Source organism: Streptomyces sp. NPDC107517, from assembly GCF_055582645.1.
The window spans coordinates 108,586-122,262 of sequence record NZ_JBVJPM010000007.1 but is presented as its reverse complement, the minus strand read 5'-3'; the positions used below and the strand labels follow the sequence as shown (position 1 = coordinate 122,262).

The 13,677-nt window shown below is 72.1% G+C and carries 14 protein-coding genes; 9 read left to right on the top strand and 5 right to left on the bottom strand.

The features are described from left to right. Positions 1-311: 311 nt before the first annotated feature. The 6 genes from ACZ67T_RS18500 (at position 312) to ACZ67T_RS18475 (ending at position 6,461) form a co-directional block, all read left to right on the top strand. Positions 312-1,499: a PP2C family protein-serine/threonine phosphatase gene (locus tag ACZ67T_RS18500; RefSeq protein WP_469985190.1), complete on the top strand. Its 1,188-nt coding sequence runs from the start codon at positions 312-314 to the stop codon at positions 1,497-1,499. A gap of 352 nt (positions 1,500-1,851) precedes the next feature. Then, the gene (gene dhaK / locus ACZ67T_RS18495; protein ID WP_469985188.1) at positions 1,852-2,844 is read left to right on the top strand and encodes a dihydroxyacetone kinase subunit DhaK; all 993 of its coding nucleotides are present in this window, start codon (positions 1,852-1,854) and stop codon (positions 2,842-2,844) included. A 44-nt stretch (positions 2,845-2,888) separates the two neighbouring features. After that, complete coding sequence (gene dhaL / locus ACZ67T_RS18490; protein ID WP_469985187.1) at positions 2,889-3,491, top strand: dihydroxyacetone kinase subunit DhaL; 603 nt, start codon at positions 2,889-2,891, stop codon at positions 3,489-3,491. After that, positions 3,484-3,927 carry a dihydroxyacetone kinase phosphoryl donor subunit DhaM gene (gene dhaM, locus ACZ67T_RS18485; protein WP_469985186.1) on the top strand — a complete coding sequence of 148 codons (444 nt, stop codon included), beginning with the start codon at positions 3,484-3,486 and terminating at the stop codon, positions 3,925-3,927. The genes dhaL and dhaM overlap by 8 nt, the downstream gene beginning before the upstream one ends. A gap of 243 nt (positions 3,928-4,170) precedes the next feature. Beyond that, positions 4,171-5,157, top strand: coding sequence for a fibronectin type III domain-containing protein (locus tag ACZ67T_RS18480; protein ID WP_469985185.1), 987 nt, complete (start codon positions 4,171-4,173; stop codon positions 5,155-5,157). Between the two features lie 200 nt (positions 5,158-5,357). After that, positions 5,358-6,461 carry a Gfo/Idh/MocA family protein gene (locus tag ACZ67T_RS18475; protein ID WP_469985183.1) on the top strand — a complete coding sequence of 368 codons (1,104 nt, stop codon included), beginning with the start codon at positions 5,358-5,360 and terminating at the stop codon, positions 6,459-6,461. 10 nt (positions 6,462-6,471) lie between these two features. Here the strand turns inward: ACZ67T_RS18475 and ACZ67T_RS18470 are convergent, their stop codons facing one another. The 3 genes from ACZ67T_RS18470 to ACZ67T_RS18460 form a co-directional block, all read right to left on the bottom strand. Continuing rightward, positions 6,472-7,011 carry a PadR family transcriptional regulator gene (locus tag ACZ67T_RS18470; protein WP_469985181.1) on the bottom strand — a complete coding sequence of 180 codons (540 nt, stop codon included), beginning with the start codon at positions 7,009-7,011 and terminating at the stop codon, positions 6,472-6,474. A 61-nt stretch (positions 7,012-7,072) separates the two neighbouring features. Further along, on the bottom strand, positions 7,073-9,094 hold the full coding sequence (locus tag ACZ67T_RS18465; RefSeq protein ID WP_469985180.1) for an oxidoreductase: 2,022 nt from the start codon (positions 9,092-9,094) through the stop codon (positions 7,073-7,075). Positions 9,095-9,243: 149 nt separating this feature from the next. Continuing rightward, positions 9,244-9,510 carry a hypothetical protein gene (locus tag ACZ67T_RS18460; RefSeq protein WP_469961857.1) on the bottom strand — a complete coding sequence of 89 codons (267 nt, stop codon included), beginning with the start codon at positions 9,508-9,510 and terminating at the stop codon, positions 9,244-9,246. A gap of 139 nt (positions 9,511-9,649) precedes the next feature. Here ACZ67T_RS18460 and ACZ67T_RS18455 point away from each other — a divergent pair, with 139 nt between their 5' ends. After that, positions 9,650-10,042 carry a MarR family winged helix-turn-helix transcriptional regulator gene (locus ACZ67T_RS18455; RefSeq protein ID WP_469985519.1) on the top strand — a complete coding sequence of 131 codons (393 nt, stop codon included), beginning with the start codon at positions 9,650-9,652 and terminating at the stop codon, positions 10,040-10,042. Positions 10,043-10,071: 29 nt separating this feature from the next. Here ACZ67T_RS18455 and ACZ67T_RS18450 read toward each other — a convergent pair whose 3' ends face one another. Further along, positions 10,072-10,791: a GNAT family N-acetyltransferase gene (locus ACZ67T_RS18450; RefSeq protein WP_469985178.1), complete on the bottom strand. Its 720-nt coding sequence runs from the start codon at positions 10,789-10,791 to the stop codon at positions 10,072-10,074. Between the two features lie 194 nt (positions 10,792-10,985). On the opposite strand from ACZ67T_RS18450, the gene ACZ67T_RS18445 reads away from it, so the two are divergent. Beyond that, a complete protein-coding gene (locus ACZ67T_RS18445; RefSeq protein WP_469985177.1) occupies positions 10,986-11,618 on the top strand; it encodes a peptide deformylase in 633 nt (210 codons plus the stop codon). 11 nt (positions 11,619-11,629) lie between these two features. On the opposite strand, the gene ACZ67T_RS18440 is transcribed toward ACZ67T_RS18445, so the two are convergent. Beyond that, a complete protein-coding gene (locus ACZ67T_RS18440) occupies positions 11,630-12,421 on the bottom strand; it encodes a VOC family protein (protein WP_469985175.1) in 792 nt (263 codons plus the stop codon). Positions 12,422-12,630: 209 nt separating this feature from the next. Here ACZ67T_RS18440 and ACZ67T_RS18435 point away from each other — a divergent pair, with 209 nt between their 5' ends. Next, the gene (locus ACZ67T_RS18435) at positions 12,631-13,656 is read left to right on the top strand and encodes an NAD-dependent epimerase/dehydratase family protein (RefSeq protein WP_469985173.1); all 1,026 of its coding nucleotides are present in this window, start codon (positions 12,631-12,633) and stop codon (positions 13,654-13,656) included. The last annotated feature ends 21 nt before the right edge of the window (positions 13,657-13,677 follow it).

The window sequence follows — 13,677 nt, the reverse complement described above, 5'->3', positions numbered from 1 at the left end:
TTTTGCATAAGAAATTCAATAACGGGGGCTCGTACCACTACGCTGGGCGAAAGACCGTGCGGGCGACGCGGACCGGCTGCCGCGCCGCCTTGTGCCGATTTCCCGGGATCACGGGCGAGGGTTGATGCACGGCCCAGCACGGCCGGACACCGCCGGCCACCGACGCGCACTGAGAGCTACCGCCGCACCCCATGTGCTGCGCCGCCTGACCACGAACCGGTCCGTCCCCCACGGGCGAGCCACACGTCGCGGTGTGAGACTGCACAGGTACGTATCGGCCCTGGACCAGGATCCGGACGAGGGGTGATGAGGTGACCGTTCCCGAGATCCCTGAGGTCGCCCTAGCCGAGTTCCTCGCCGATCTCGGCAACTCGACACTCGACCTCACCACCGCAATGGCGCGCTGCACCAAGGCCATGGGCCTTCAGCACTCCATCGCCTACCTGGCCGACCTGCAACAACAACAGCTGACACCGCTCAACGATCTGGTGCGGACGCTCCCCATCGACGATTCGCTCGCCGGCTGGACGTACCGCACCCAATCCTTGCGGACCGAGGAGTCCGACTCCGGAGGGATGACGGCCTGGTTGCCGCTCATGGACGGGGCGGAACGCCTCGGCGTCCTCGCGGTACGGGCCCCGGCCCTCGACCCGCTGACACTGCGGCGTGGCAGGACGCTCGCCGCCCTGTTCGCCATGATGATCACCTCCAAGCGGGCGTTCAAGGACTCCTACGTTCGCCAGACCCGTACGGAACCGATGCGGCTGGCGGCCGAGATGCTGCGCGCCTTCCTCCCGCCCCGCACTATCGGCACCACACGCGCCGTCTCGACCGCCGTCCTGGAACCGGCTTACGAGATCGGCGGGGACGCTTTCGACCACGCCCTGACCGACTCGATCCTCCACACGGCGATCCTGGACGCCATGGGACACAATCTGGCTTCGGGGCTGACATCGGTCGTGTCGCTGGCCGCCTGCCGCAACGCGCGTCGCACCGGAGCGGACCTCCCCGAACTCGTGGAGTGCGTCGACGCAGCCCTGTCCAAGTGGCTGCCGGACCAGTTCTGCACCGCGGTCGTCTCCCAACTGAACCTGATCACCGGCAAGCTGCGCTGGATCAACTGCGGACACCCTGCGCCGCTCCTCATCCGTGACCACCGCCTGGTCGCCGGAGCCCTGGACCGCGAAGCCGATCCGCCCATGGGGATGTGTGCCGTCTTCACCCCGACGCCCCGGCGCGTGCATGAGACAGCCCTCGAACCAGGTGATCGAGTGCTGATGTTCACCGATGGCGTCACGGAAGCCCGGACGGTGGACGGCGGCGAGTTCGGTCTCGAACGGTTCGCCGACTATGTCGCCCGGGCCGCCGCGGCAGGCGAACTGGCGCCGGAGACACTGCGGCGCCTCATTCAGGCGACCCTTGACGCCCAGGAAAACCGTCTCCGCGACGACGCGACGATCCTCATGTTCGAATGGCGGGACACGCCCCGGCCGGTCTAGACCAGCCATATCGCCCTTGGCCGGGCCGTCCCTGCCACGCACGGCGCCGAGCCGACGTCCCCTTCGCGATGCTCCGCGACGACACCTTCCGCCAACCACCCACGCCGCACACGTGACCAGGGCTCCGCGAGAGCCGATACTGCCGGGAGTAAGCGGTTGGGAGCGCCGTTCGTCCATCACCACAACTTCATCTGATACTCCGTCAGCAAAGTCAGCACCAGGTCAGCAACAGCCCCGTCGGAACCCGCTTCCAGCCGCCACGGACCGCCAGGATCGATAACCTTCCCAACCAGCCTTGACCAGGTAAGACACTGGTCAGAGGCTCAGATGCTGGGCCCAGTTGGAGGTACCCATGAAGATGCTCATCAACGTGGCCGAGACCGTGGTCGCCGACGCGTTGCGGGGAATGGCCGCGGCCCATCCGGAGCTGCTCGTCGATGTCGAGAACCGGGTGATCGCGCGCCGGGACGCTCCCGTCGAGGGGAAAGTCGCGATCGTCTCCGGTGGCGGGTCGGGGCACGAGCCCTTGCACGGGGGGTTCGTGGGGCACGGGATGCTGTCGGCCGCCTGTCCCGGCGAGGTGTTCACGTCGCCGGTGCCCGACCAGATGGTGCGAGCCGCGGCCGCCGTGGACAGCGGCGCCGGGGTGCTCTTCGTGGTGAAGAACTACACGGGTGACGTGCTGAACTTCGACATGGCCGCGGAACTCGCCGAGGACGAGGGGATCCAGGTCGCCAAGGTCCTCGTCAACGACGACGTGGCCGTCACCGACAGCCTGTACACCGCGGGCCGGCGCGGCACGGGCGCGACCCTGTTCATCGAGAAGATCGCGGGCGCCGCGGCCGAGGAGGGACAGCCGCTGGAGCGCGTGGAGGCGATCGCACGCCAGGTCAACGCGAACGCGCGCAGCTTCGGCGTGGCCCTGAGCGCGTGCGCCACACCCGCCAAGGGCAGCCCGACCTTCGATCTGCCGCCCGGCGAGCTGGAGTTGGGCGTCGGCATCCACGGTGAGCCCGGCCGCGAGCGGCGCGCCATGATGACGTCCCGCGAGATCGCCGACTTCTCCGTGGACGCCGTCCTCGAAGACCTGCAGCCGAGCGACCCGGTACTCGTCCTCGTCAACGGCATGGGCGCGACCCCGCTGCTCGAGCTGTACGGGTTCAACGCCGAGGTCCAGCGCGTGCTGACCGAGCGTGGTGTGCCGGTGGCGCGCACGCTCGTCGGGAACTACGTCACGTCGCTCGACATGGCCGGTGCCTCCGTCACCCTGTGCCAGGTCGACGAGGAAATGCTGCGCCTGTGGGACGCGCCCGTGAGCACGGCGGGCCTGCGCTGGGGCATGTGAGGCAGCCTGTGGTCCGAACCATCACCACCACGCAAGGAGATGACGTGCTCGACGCCGATTTCTTCCGACGCTGGCTCGACGCGGCCACCGCGGCCGTCGACCGGGAGGCGGCCCGGCTCACCGAACTCGACTCGCCGATCGGCGACGCCGACCACGGCAGCAATCTGCAGCGCGGCTTCGTCGCCGTGAGCGCGGTCCTGGAGAAGGAGGAACCGGCCACCCCAGGCGCTGTGCTCACCCTCGCCGGACGTCAGTTGATCTCGACGGTGGGCGGCGCGTCGGGCCCGCTGTACGGGACGCTCCTGCGCCGTACGGGCAAGGCGCTCGGGGACGCCCCCGAGGTGAGTGAGGCGGAGTTCGCGGCGGCGCTGCGGACCGGCGTGGACGCCGTCATGACGCTGGGCGGGGCGGCGCCGGGCGACAAGACCATGATCGACGCGCTGGTGCCCGCGATCGACGCGCTCGACACCTCCTTCGACGCGGCCGCCACCGCCGCCGAGCAGGGCGCGCTCGCGACGACGCCCATGCAGGCGCGCAAGGGGCGGGCGAGCTATCTGGGCGAGCGCAGCATCGGGCATCAGGACCCCGGCGCCACGTCGTCGGCGCTGCTGATCGGGGCCCTGGCCGAGGCGGCCCGCGATGAGTGAGCCGGGGGGCGTGGGCAGCGGGCTCAGTGGTCAGGAGAAAGCCGTCGGGATCGTGCTCGTGTCGCACAGCCGCGCCGTCGCCGAGTCGGTGGCGGAGCTTGCGCAGGAGCTGGCGGGCGGCGGCGCGGCCGTTCCCGTGGCGCCGGCGGGCGGTACCGAGGACGGCGGGCTCGGCACCAGCGCCGAGCTGATCTCCGGGGCCGCGCGGTCGGTCGACCGGGGCGCGGGCATCGCGGTGCTCGCCGATCTGGGCAGCGCGGTGCTCACCGTGAAGGCGCTGCTGGCCGAGGGCGATGAACTCCCGGACGGGGCACGCCTGGTGGACGCCCCCTTCGTCGAGGGGGCCGTGGCCGCGGTGGTCACGGCGTCGGCGGGGGCGGATCTGGACGCGGTCGAGGCGGCGGCCGTCGAGGCGTACACGTACCGGAAGGTGTGAGCGATGCGGGGCGGCGGTTGGTCCGTCGCCCCGACCCGCCACGGTCTTCCTGTCACCCAACGCGCCCTGTTCTACGGCCAGTTGGTGGCGACGGACTTCTTCGCCCGCACCTCGCCCTGACCATGCGGTCCATCGCTCCGGGGCCGGACGTGCGCGACGCTCGCGACACGGCACCTCTTGATGTGACCCCGCCACTCATGGCATACAGGTCTGTACCAATGCTTCCGAACGGAAGGCCCGCCCGTGCGACGCACCCCCGGACGCACCCCTCTGGCCTGCGCGGCCTGCGCCGCCGCGCTCCTGTTCGCCACCTCGTGCGGCCTGCTCGGCGACGACACCCGGCAGGGTCCCCCACTCACGGCCCCCGCCGGCGTCACGGCGCAGGCGGGCAGCGCCACCTCCGTGCACGTGATGTGGAGCCGCCCCGAGGGCGACGCCGACGTCAAGGGCTACACGGTGTACCGGGGCGCCACCAAAGTGAAGGAGGTGCCGGGCGGACAGCACATGGTGGACGTCGTCGGGCTGCGCCCGCGATCCGCGTACACCTTCTCCGTCCGGGCCGAGGACAGCGACGGCACGCTCGGGCCGCTCAGCGCGAAGGTGCCCGTCACCACCCCGGCCGCCGTGGCCGAGGACCGGTCGGCCCCGACCCGGCCGGGAGCGCTGCGCGGCCGGGCGGACGGCGGCCACGCGGCGTCACTGTCATGGGGTGCGTCGAAGGACGACAAGGGCGTCGTCTCGTACGACATCTACCAGGGCGCATCGAAGATCCACAGTGTCGGCGGGGGTGAGACCCGGGCACTGGTCACCGGGCTGCGGCCGGGCACCGCGTACGCGTTCACCGTGAAGGCGCGCGACGCCGCCGACAACACCTCACCCGCGGGCCCGGCCCTGAGGCTCACCACCGCGACGGGCGCCGACGAGGGTCCCGGCACCGCGCCCGCCGACTTCCGCGCCGCGTCCCGCCGGGCCGACGGGGCGTACTACATCGACCTGTCGTGGACGCCCCCGCGCACGGGCGGCACCGTGCCCGCGTACCGCATCTATCTCGACGGCCGGCAGGCGACCACGCTCGTCTGGGGCGACGCCCCGCCCAAGGGCACGGCGCGGAACAGTTTCTACGTGGGCAAGGAGGCCGGCGTCCGGCACCGGGTGCGGATCCGCGCCCAGCTGCCCGACGGGACGTGGGGCGCCTACTCCGCCGAACGGAGCGTCACCACCGGTTCCTGAACAGGGCTCTTGTGACCGCGGGAGCCGGCGGCAGCGCCTGGTGCCGGCGCCGACGTGGGGCGCACCGGCGGATCCGGGTCCGTGGCAACTCTGCGTCCAAGGCCGGGACGCGCCCTTGTCCGGTCCCCTCGAAGCGTCCTACCGTCTCCGGAGCCGCGCGGGAGCGGCCGCACCATCTACGCATCCGCCTTGGGGGCAGTGTGAGTTCGGGGCCGGTCGGTGTCGCCGTCGTCGGAGCGGGCGTCATCAGCGAGCAGTATCTGCGGACGCTGTCCGCCTTTCCCGATCTGCGGGTGGTGGGTGTCGCCGACCTCGACGCGGACCGCGCCACGGCCGTCGCGCGCGAGCACGGCGTGCCGGTCGCCGGCGATGTGGCGACGGTGCTCGCCGTTCCCGAGGTCGAGCTCGTCGTGAACCTCACCGTGCCGGCCGCCCACGCGCAGGTCGCGGCGCAGGCGCTGCGCGCCGGTAAGCACGTGTACGGCGAGAAGCCGATCGCGCTGGCCCCTGGCGAGGCGGAGAAGGTACTCGCCGAGGCGACGGAGCGGGGGCTGCTCGTGGGGAACGCGCCGGACACGTTCCTCGGCGCGGGGCTCCAGTCGGCGCTGCGGGCGGTCGGGGCCGGGCACATCGGTGAGCCGGTGGCGGCGACGACGGCGGTGCAGGGCCTCGGGCCGGAGCGTTGGCACCCCGATCCGGCGTTCTTCTACCAGCCGGGCGCGGGCCCGCTGTTCGATCTCGGGCCCTACTACCTGACGTCCCTGGTGGCGCTGTTCGGCGGGGTGTCGCGGGTCGCGGCCTCGGCGGCACGCGCGCGCGAGGAGCGCGTCGTCGGCTCGGGGCCGAAGGAGGGGCAGGTGTTCCCGGTGGCGGTGCCGACGCATGTGTCGGCGCTCGTCGAGTTCGCGTCGGGGGTGCGGGCGACGTCGGTGTTCAGCTTCGACTCGGCGCTGGGGCGCATCCAGTTCGAGGTCACCGGCACGGAAGGGGTTCTCGCGGTGCCGGACCCCAACACGTTCGGCGGGCCGCTGAGGGTGCGGGCCAACGGTGCGGACGACTGGCGCGAGCTGCCGGTCGCGGGGCGCACCGACGGGCGGGGGCTCGGCGTGCTCGACCTGGCGCGGTCGATCCGCCGGGGCGGTGCGCCGCGTGCGTCGGGGACGCTGGCCCTGCATGTCCTGCAGACGATGACGGCGATCACGCGCTCGGCCGAACACGCCGAGTTCACCCACGTCGCCACCTGTCCCTCGGCGCCGGCGCCCGTACCGGCCGACTGGGACCCGGAGGCGGCGACGCTCGCCTAGACGAAGAGCTCTAGGACGGGTCGAGGCCGAGTTCCTCCAGGGTCTGTTCGAGCCAGCGGGCCCAGCACGTCTCCAGGTCGATGCCCGCGCGCAGCACGACGTGTTGCAGCCGGTCCTCGACGGCGTCGAGGCCGGGCGGGAAGTCGCGCCTCTCGATCTCCTCGTACTGCGCCAACTGCCGCCGGTGCAGTTCGAGATGGCGGCGCAGGTCGGCCTCGATGCCGTCCGTGCCGACGACGGCGGCGGCGCGCAGGCGCAGGAGAAGCGGGTCGCGCAGCGGTTTCGGGTCCTGGCTCGCGGCGGTCCAGCGGGCCAGTTCGGCGCGGCCCTCGGGCAGGACCTCGTACTCCTTCTTCTGGCCGCGCGCGGGCGTCGGCGCGGGCAGGGCCCTGATGTACCCCTCGCGTTCCAGGCGGCCCAGCTCGCGGTAGATCTGCTGGTGCGTGGCCGACCAGAAGTAGCCGATCGACTTGTCGAAGCGGCGCGTCAGTTCGAGGCCCGACGACGGCTTCTCCAGGAGGGCCGTGAGGATCGCGTGCGGGAGTGACATGGCTGCACCTTATGCGGAGGCGGTCACGCGGCCGGCGGGCCCGGCCACGTGACCGCCGGTCTCACAGCGCCGCGGCCAGTTCGGTGCCCTGGCGGATGGCGCGCTTGGCGTCCAGCTCGGCGGCCACGTCGGCGCCGCCGATCAGGTGCGCCTCGCGGCCGGCGGCGAGCAGGTCGTCGTAGAGACCGCGGGCCGGGTCCTGGCCGGTGCACAGCACGACGGTGTCGACGGGGATGACGGTGGAGCTGCCGTCGACGGTGATGTGCAGGCCCGCGTCGTCGATGCGGTCGTAGGTGGCGCCCGCGACCATGGTGACGCCGCGGTGGCGCAGTTCGGTGCGGTGGATCCAGCCGGTGGTCTTGCCGAGTCCGGCGCCCACCTTCGAGGTCTTGCGCTGGAGGAGGTGGACGGCGCGCGGCGGGGCGGGCCGGTCGGGCTTCGCGAGGCCGCCGCGGCCCTGGTAGTCCATGTCGACGCCCCACTGACGGAAGTACGTCGCCGGGTCCTGGCTCGCCTTGTCGCCGCTGTCGGTGAGGTACTCGGCGACGTCGAAGCCGATGCCGCCCGCGCCGACGACGGCGACGCGCTCCCCGACGGGCGCGCCGTCGCGCAGGACGTCGAGGTAGCCGACGACGCTGGGGTGGTCGATTCCCTCGATCTCGGGGGTGCGCGGGGTGACGCCGGTGGCGACGACCACTTCGTCGTACGCGTCCGGGGTGAGGTCGGCGGCGGTGACGGGGGTGTTCAACCGGACGTCCACGTCGTGCAGTTCGAGCTGCGCGCGGTAGTAGCGCAGGGTCTCGTCGAACTCCTCCTTGCCGGGGACCTTGCGGGCGACGTTGAGCTGGCCGCCGACCTCGGACGCGGCGTCGAAGAGGGTGACGGCGTGGCCGCGCTCGGCGGCGGAGACGGCGCAGGCGAGGCCCGCGGGGCCCGCGCCGACGACGGCGACGCGCTTGCGCAGGCGGGTCGGCGCGAGCACCAGCTCGGTCTCGTGGCAGGCGCGCGGGTTGACGAGGCAGGAGGTGATCTTGCCGCTGAACGTGTGGTCCAGGCAGGCCTGGTTGCAGCCGATGCAGGTGTTGATGGTCTCGGAGCGCTCGGCCTGGGCCTTGGCCACGAAGTCCGGGTCGGCGAGCAGGGGCCGCGCGAGGGACACCATGTCGGCGCAGCCGTCGGCGAGCAACTCCTCGGCGATCTCAGGGGTGTTGATGCGGTTCGTGGTGACGAGCGGGATGGAGACCTCGCCCATGACCTTCTTGGTGACGAAGGTGTACGCGCCGCGCGGCACGGAGGTGGCGATGGTCGGGATGCGGGCCTCGTGCCAGCCGATGCCGGTGTTGATGATGGTGGCGCCGGCCGCCTCGATCTCCTTGGCGAGCTGTACCACCTCTTCGAGGGTGGAGCCGCCGGGCACGAGGTCGATCATCGAGAGCCGGTAGATGAGGATGAAGTCCGTGCCGACGCGCTCGCGGACTCGGCGGACGATCTCGACGGGGAAGCGGATGCGGTTCTCGTACGAGCCGCCCCAGCGGTCGGTGCGCCGGTTCGTGGCAGCGACGATGAACTCGTTGATGAGGTAGCCCTCGGAGCCCATGATCTCCACGCCGTCGTAGCCCGCCCGCTGCGCGAGTTCGGCGGCGCGCGCGAAGTCCTCGACGGTCTGCTCGACCTCGGCGTCGGTGAGTTCGTGCGGCGGGAAGGGGCTGATCGGCGCCTGGAGCGGGCTGGGGGCGACGAGGTCCTCGTGATAGGCGTAGCGGCCGAAGTGGAGGATCTGCATCGCGATCTTCCCGCCCGCCGCGTGCACCGCGTCGGTGACCTGGCGGTGTTCGTCGGCCTCGGCCTCGGTGGTCAGCTTCGCGCCGCCGGCCCAGGGGCGCCCCGCCTCGTTGGGGGCGATGCCACCGGTGACCATGAGGCCTACGCCGCCGCGCGCGCGGGCGGCGTAGAACTCCGCCATGCGCGCGAAGCCGTTCTCCGCCTCCTCGAGTCCCACGTGCATGGAGCCCATCAGGACCCGGTTGGGCAGCGTGGTGAATCCGAGGTCGAGCGGGGTGAGCAGGTGCGGGTATCGGCTCATGGTGGCCCTCCGTGCGCGGCGAACGTCGTCACAGTTGTAGACGACGACGGCTCGCTTTTGCAACAAGTTGCATAAGAGAGCTGCGCCACGCCTCACAGCGCCGCCGCACCCCGCCACGGAGGCGGATCGCGGCGCGGCCGGACGGCCGGTCAGTCCGCGGCGACCTCGGCCACCCACCCGTACGGCAGCTCCTCGCCGTCGACGGTCACGGCCTCGACGGAGCGGGTGAGCGGGTCGATCTCCACCTGCACCCCCTCACCCTCGAAGCGCGGATAGCCGGACTCCCCGGACGACCCCGTGGCCTCGACGGGCACCACGCGCAGCGGGTTGCCGTGCACGGGGTGGCCGTCCTTGTCGGCGAGTTGGGGCTTGACCAGGACTGTGTAGCGGGCGGGCACATCACTGGGGTCGCTCATGCTCAGGAGGCTAGCCCCGGGCACGGGAACTCGCCTGCCCGCGGTGCGCCCCACCCATCGGTTGTAGAATGCAACGAGCAGCGGGAGAGGACGGAACGTGACAGACCGCGAGACGGCAGTCGAGACCATTCAGCGCGAGATGACGTCGTTCGCGCGGCGCGCGAGAGCGATGGCCGGACGGATGCACCCCGAGCTGTCCCTCGTGTCGTACACCCTGCTCAGCCATCTGGACGAGAAGGGCGGCTGCCGGGCGACGGACCTCGCCGCGCACTACGCCCTCGACAAGTCGACGGTGAGCCGGCAGGTGTCCGCGCTGGAGCGGGCCGGGCTCGTGATGCGCCGGGTGGACCCGGACGACCACCGCGTCCAAGTCCTCCATCCGACCGAGGCGGGCGCCGACATCCTCGCCCAGGTCACCGTCAGCCGCCGCCAGGCGTTCCGGGAGCGGCTGGCGGACTGGCCCGAGGAGGATCTCGTCCGTTTCGCGGACTACCTCCTGCGCTACAACGCGCAGGTCCCGGAAGAGGACTGAGCCACCCCGAGGACCACGCGCGTCAGCGCTCAGCGGGCGGCGGCGTGGTCGAACTCCGGGACCCGGGCCGTCATGAACTTCGTGGTGCGCCGCAGCCGGAAGCCCAGGGACTCGTAGAGCCTGATCGCGTTCGTGTTGCCCGCCGCCGTGTGCAGGAACGGGGTCTCGCCACGCTCCTTGATCCCCGCCGCGACGGCCAGGACGAGGCGGGCCGCGAGCCCCTGGCCGCGGTGGTCCGGGTCGGTGCAGACGGCGCTGATCTCCGTCCAGCCCGGCGGGTGCAGCCGCTCCCCCGCCATCGCCACGAGCGCGCCCTGCCTGCGGATCCCGAGATACGTGCCGAGCTCGACGGTGCGGGGCAGGAACGGGCCCGGCTGGGTGCGCGCCACGAGGTCCAGCATCTCGGGCACGTCGGCCGCGACGAGGAGCACGGCCTCCCCGTCCGGCGCCGCGGCCACGCCGTCGTCGACGAGCTGCACGCCGTCCATGCTCATCGTGAGTTCCCAGCCCTCGGGCGGCGCCGTGCTCATCCCGAGCAGCGGAACCGTCTCGCCCGGCCCGGCGAGCGCCGCGAGATCCGCCCAGTCCCCGGGTCCGGGCTCGTCCGGCAGCGCGAGCCACGGCGTGACGTCGAGGGGGTACCGCACGATCCGGCCCCGCCACTCGGCGAAGTGCGCGTGCGGGCCGGTGAGCGAGGCGTACGCGGGGTTGTCGAGCGGGTGCGCGGTGGCGGCGGCCGGGACGGACATACGGCGGGCTCCCAGGAGGCGGCGGTGGGCGTTCGGACTGGTGGAGCGACCGTGCCGACCATGGCCGCTCTCTGATGAAAGCCCCTGTCACCGCGGTCTCATTCCCTCGCCGGGGGAATGTTCACGAGTCCGCAACGCTGCGCGTGGCGCGGTGAACGTTGCCGACGCGTGATCCTTCTTGGCATGCTGGCGCGATGCCCTCCGTACCCCTGAGTGACCACGTCGAGGAACTGCTCGCGGGCGAGCACCCGTTGCCGGTCGTGGAGGCGGGCGACCCCGTGCTCCGGTCCCCCGCACAGACCTACGACGGTCAGCTCGAGCCCGCGCTCCTGGAGCGGCTGATCGCCGCGATGCGCGCGTCGATGCACGCCGCCCCCGGCGTCGGGCTCGCCGCACCGCAGATCGGCGTCCCGCTGCGGATCGCCGTCATCGAGGACGCGGCCGAGGTCCCCGACGAGGTGCGGGAGGCGCGCGGCCGGGTGCCGCAGCCGTTCCGCGTCCTGATCAACCCGTCGTACAAGCCCGTGGGGGCCCACCGCGCCGCGTTCTTCGAGGGCTGCCTGAGCGTGCCCGGCCTCCAGGCCGTGGTCTCCCGGCATCAGCACGTGCGGCTGCGAGGGCTCGACGAGCGGGGCCTGCCCGTGAACGAGGAGTTCACGGGGTGGCCCGCCCGGATCGTGCAGCACGAGACGGACCATCTGCACGGCACGCTCTATCTCGACCGGGCGGAGCTGCGCTCGCTGTCCACCCGCAACGCGATGGCCGAGCGCTGGGCACAGCCCACCCCGGAACTGGCCGCGGGCGCGCTCGGCTTCTCGATTCCCTGACGGTTCCGGCCTCAGGTGAGGTCGGGCATCTCACCCTCGGTCGTGCTCGGGTCGATCACCGAGAACGCGGCTCCCTGCGGATCCGTCACCGCCGCGAAGCGGCCGAACGGGGTGTCCATCGGGCCGTAGTGGAGCTTTCCGCCGAGCCTGGTCACCGTGGCGACCGCCGCGTCGCAGTCGTCGACCGCGAAGTAGACGTTGACGTACGACGGGACCTGCGGCGGGAAGTCCTCGGTCATCTTGAAGCGGCCGAGCTGCGGCTGTCCGCCGAGCTGCCAGATGTTGAAGTCGACGTTCTCATCGGCCATCTTCTTGACCTCGTACGGGAAGGCGGCCTCGAAGAACCCGTCCGTCTTCTCGGTGTCACGTGTGGTCACCTCGGCCCAGGCGTACGAACCGGGCTCTCCCACCTTCTCGAACCCGTCGTGCGTGCCCGGCTGCCAGAGGCTGAAGAAGACACCGGCCGGGTCCTGGACGGTGACCATCGTGCCGAAGTCGCCGACCTCCATGGGCTCCGTCACCAGGGTGCCTCCGGCCTCCTTGACGCGGGCCGCGGTGGCGTTGACGTCGGGCGTGGCCAGGTACAGGTTCCAGGCCGGCGGGGTGCCCTCCATGCCCGGCATCTGCGGCGCGAGCGCGCCGACCCGCTTGCCGTCCGACGCCGCCTGGGTGTAGTTGCCGTACTCCTCCTGCCCCTCCTCGAACGTCCAGCCGAGAAGCTCGCCGTAGAAGCGCTTGGCGGCCTCCAGGTCGGGGAACATGGCGTCGGCCCAGATGGGCGCGCCCTCCGGTCGTGCGGCCATGGCGCGAACCCTTCTTCCGAGTGGTGGCGGTGCGGGAGGTGAGGTGTTCCGGGCCGCGCGGGGGCGTTTGGTCCCGGTTACCCCGATTCACGCTAGCCGTGTACGAGCTGCCGCGCGATACCGAAATCCGTTCGCACAAGCCTTACGGAGCCGTGACACATCGGCGGGGAGAGCCCTCCCGGCGCCCGGCCCCGCATAGCGTGGGCGGCATGCGTGTACTGGTCACCGGCGGTGCCGGGTTCATCGGGTCAGCGGTCGTGGACACTCTCTCCGCGCGAGGACATGAGGTCGTCGTGCTCGACGTCCGGCCACCCGGCCCGGACGAAGAGCATCCTTGGGTCGTCGCGGACGTACGCGACCCCGCCGCCGTGGAGACGGCCCTCGCCGGCGTCGACGCCGTGTGTCATCAGGCGGCGAAGGTCGGGCTCGGCAAGGACTTCGCCGACGCCCCCGACTACGTCTCCCGCAACGAGCTCGGCACGGCCGTGCTGCTCGCCGCGATGGCCTCGGCGGGGGTGCGGGATCTGGTGCTCGCCGGGTCGATGGTCGTGTACGGGGAGGGGCGGTACGCGTGCGAGCGCCACGGAGTCGTGCGCCCGGGGCCGCGCGCCGAGGCCGACCTGCGCGCCGGCCGCTTCGAGCCCCCGTGCCCGCAGTGCGGCGCCGCGCTGAGCCCCGGCCTCGTCGGCGAGGACGCCCCCACGGACCCGCGCAACGTGTACGCGACGACGAAGCTCGCCCAGGAACACCTGGCGTCGTCCTGGGCGCGGGCCACCGGGGGCCGCGCGGTGTCTCTGCGCTACCACAACGTGTACGGGCCCGGGATGCCGCGCGACACCCCGTACGCGGGTGTCGCGTCGTTCTTCCGGTCGGCTCTGGCCCGGGGCGAGGCCCCGCGCGTCTTCGAGGACGGCCGCCAGCGGCGGGACTTCGTGCACGTGCACGACGTGGCCGCGGCCAACGCGCTCGCGCTCGAGACGATGAGCGGCCGGCCCTCCGACACCTGCGTCGCGTACAACACGGGCAGCGGGGACCCGCACACGGTGGGCGAGATGGCCCACGCCCTCGCCGCCGCTCACGGCGGGCCGATGCCGGTGGTGACGGGCGAGTACCGGCTCGGCGACGTACGGCACATCACGGCGGACCCGGCCCGGCTCAGGGCCGAGCTGGGCTGGCGAGCCGAGGTGGGGTTCGAGGAGGGGATGACGGAGTTCGCCAAGGCCGAGCTGGGGTGAGGTGGGCGAGGTGACGGCCCC

Excerpts from the sequence above, each read along its gene's own strand:
- ACZ67T_RS18445 (WP_469985177.1), top strand. The coding sequence starts at position 10,986 with ATGCCCTCCGTACCCCTGAGTGACCACGTCGAGGAACTGCTCGCGGGC.
- ACZ67T_RS18450 (WP_469985178.1), bottom strand. The coding sequence starts at position 10,791 with ATGTCCGTCCCGGCCGCCGCCACCGCGCACCCGCTCGACAACCCCGCG.
- dhaM (WP_469985186.1), top strand. The coding sequence starts at position 3,484 with ATGAGTGAGCCGGGGGGCGTGGGCAGCGGGCTCAGTGGTCAGGAGAAA.
- ACZ67T_RS18465 (WP_469985180.1), bottom strand. The coding sequence starts at position 9,094 with ATGAGCCGATACCCGCACCTGCTCACCCCGCTCGACCTCGGATTCACC.
- ACZ67T_RS18460 (WP_469961857.1), bottom strand. The coding sequence starts at position 9,510 with ATGAGCGACCCCAGTGATGTGCCCGCCCGCTACACAGTCCTGGTCAAG.
- ACZ67T_RS18440 (WP_469985175.1), bottom strand. The coding sequence starts at position 12,421 with ATGGCCGCACGACCGGAGGGCGCGCCCATCTGGGCCGACGCCATGTTC.
- ACZ67T_RS18470 (WP_469985181.1), bottom strand. The coding sequence starts at position 7,011 with ATGTCACTCCCGCACGCGATCCTCACGGCCCTCCTGGAGAAGCCGTCG.
- ACZ67T_RS18435 (WP_469985173.1), top strand. The coding sequence starts at position 12,631 with ATGCGTGTACTGGTCACCGGCGGTGCCGGGTTCATCGGGTCAGCGGTC.
- dhaK (WP_469985188.1), top strand. The coding sequence starts at position 1,852 with ATGAAGATGCTCATCAACGTGGCCGAGACCGTGGTCGCCGACGCGTTG.
- ACZ67T_RS18455 (WP_469985519.1), top strand. The coding sequence starts at position 9,650 with ATGACGTCGTTCGCGCGGCGCGCGAGAGCGATGGCCGGACGGATGCAC.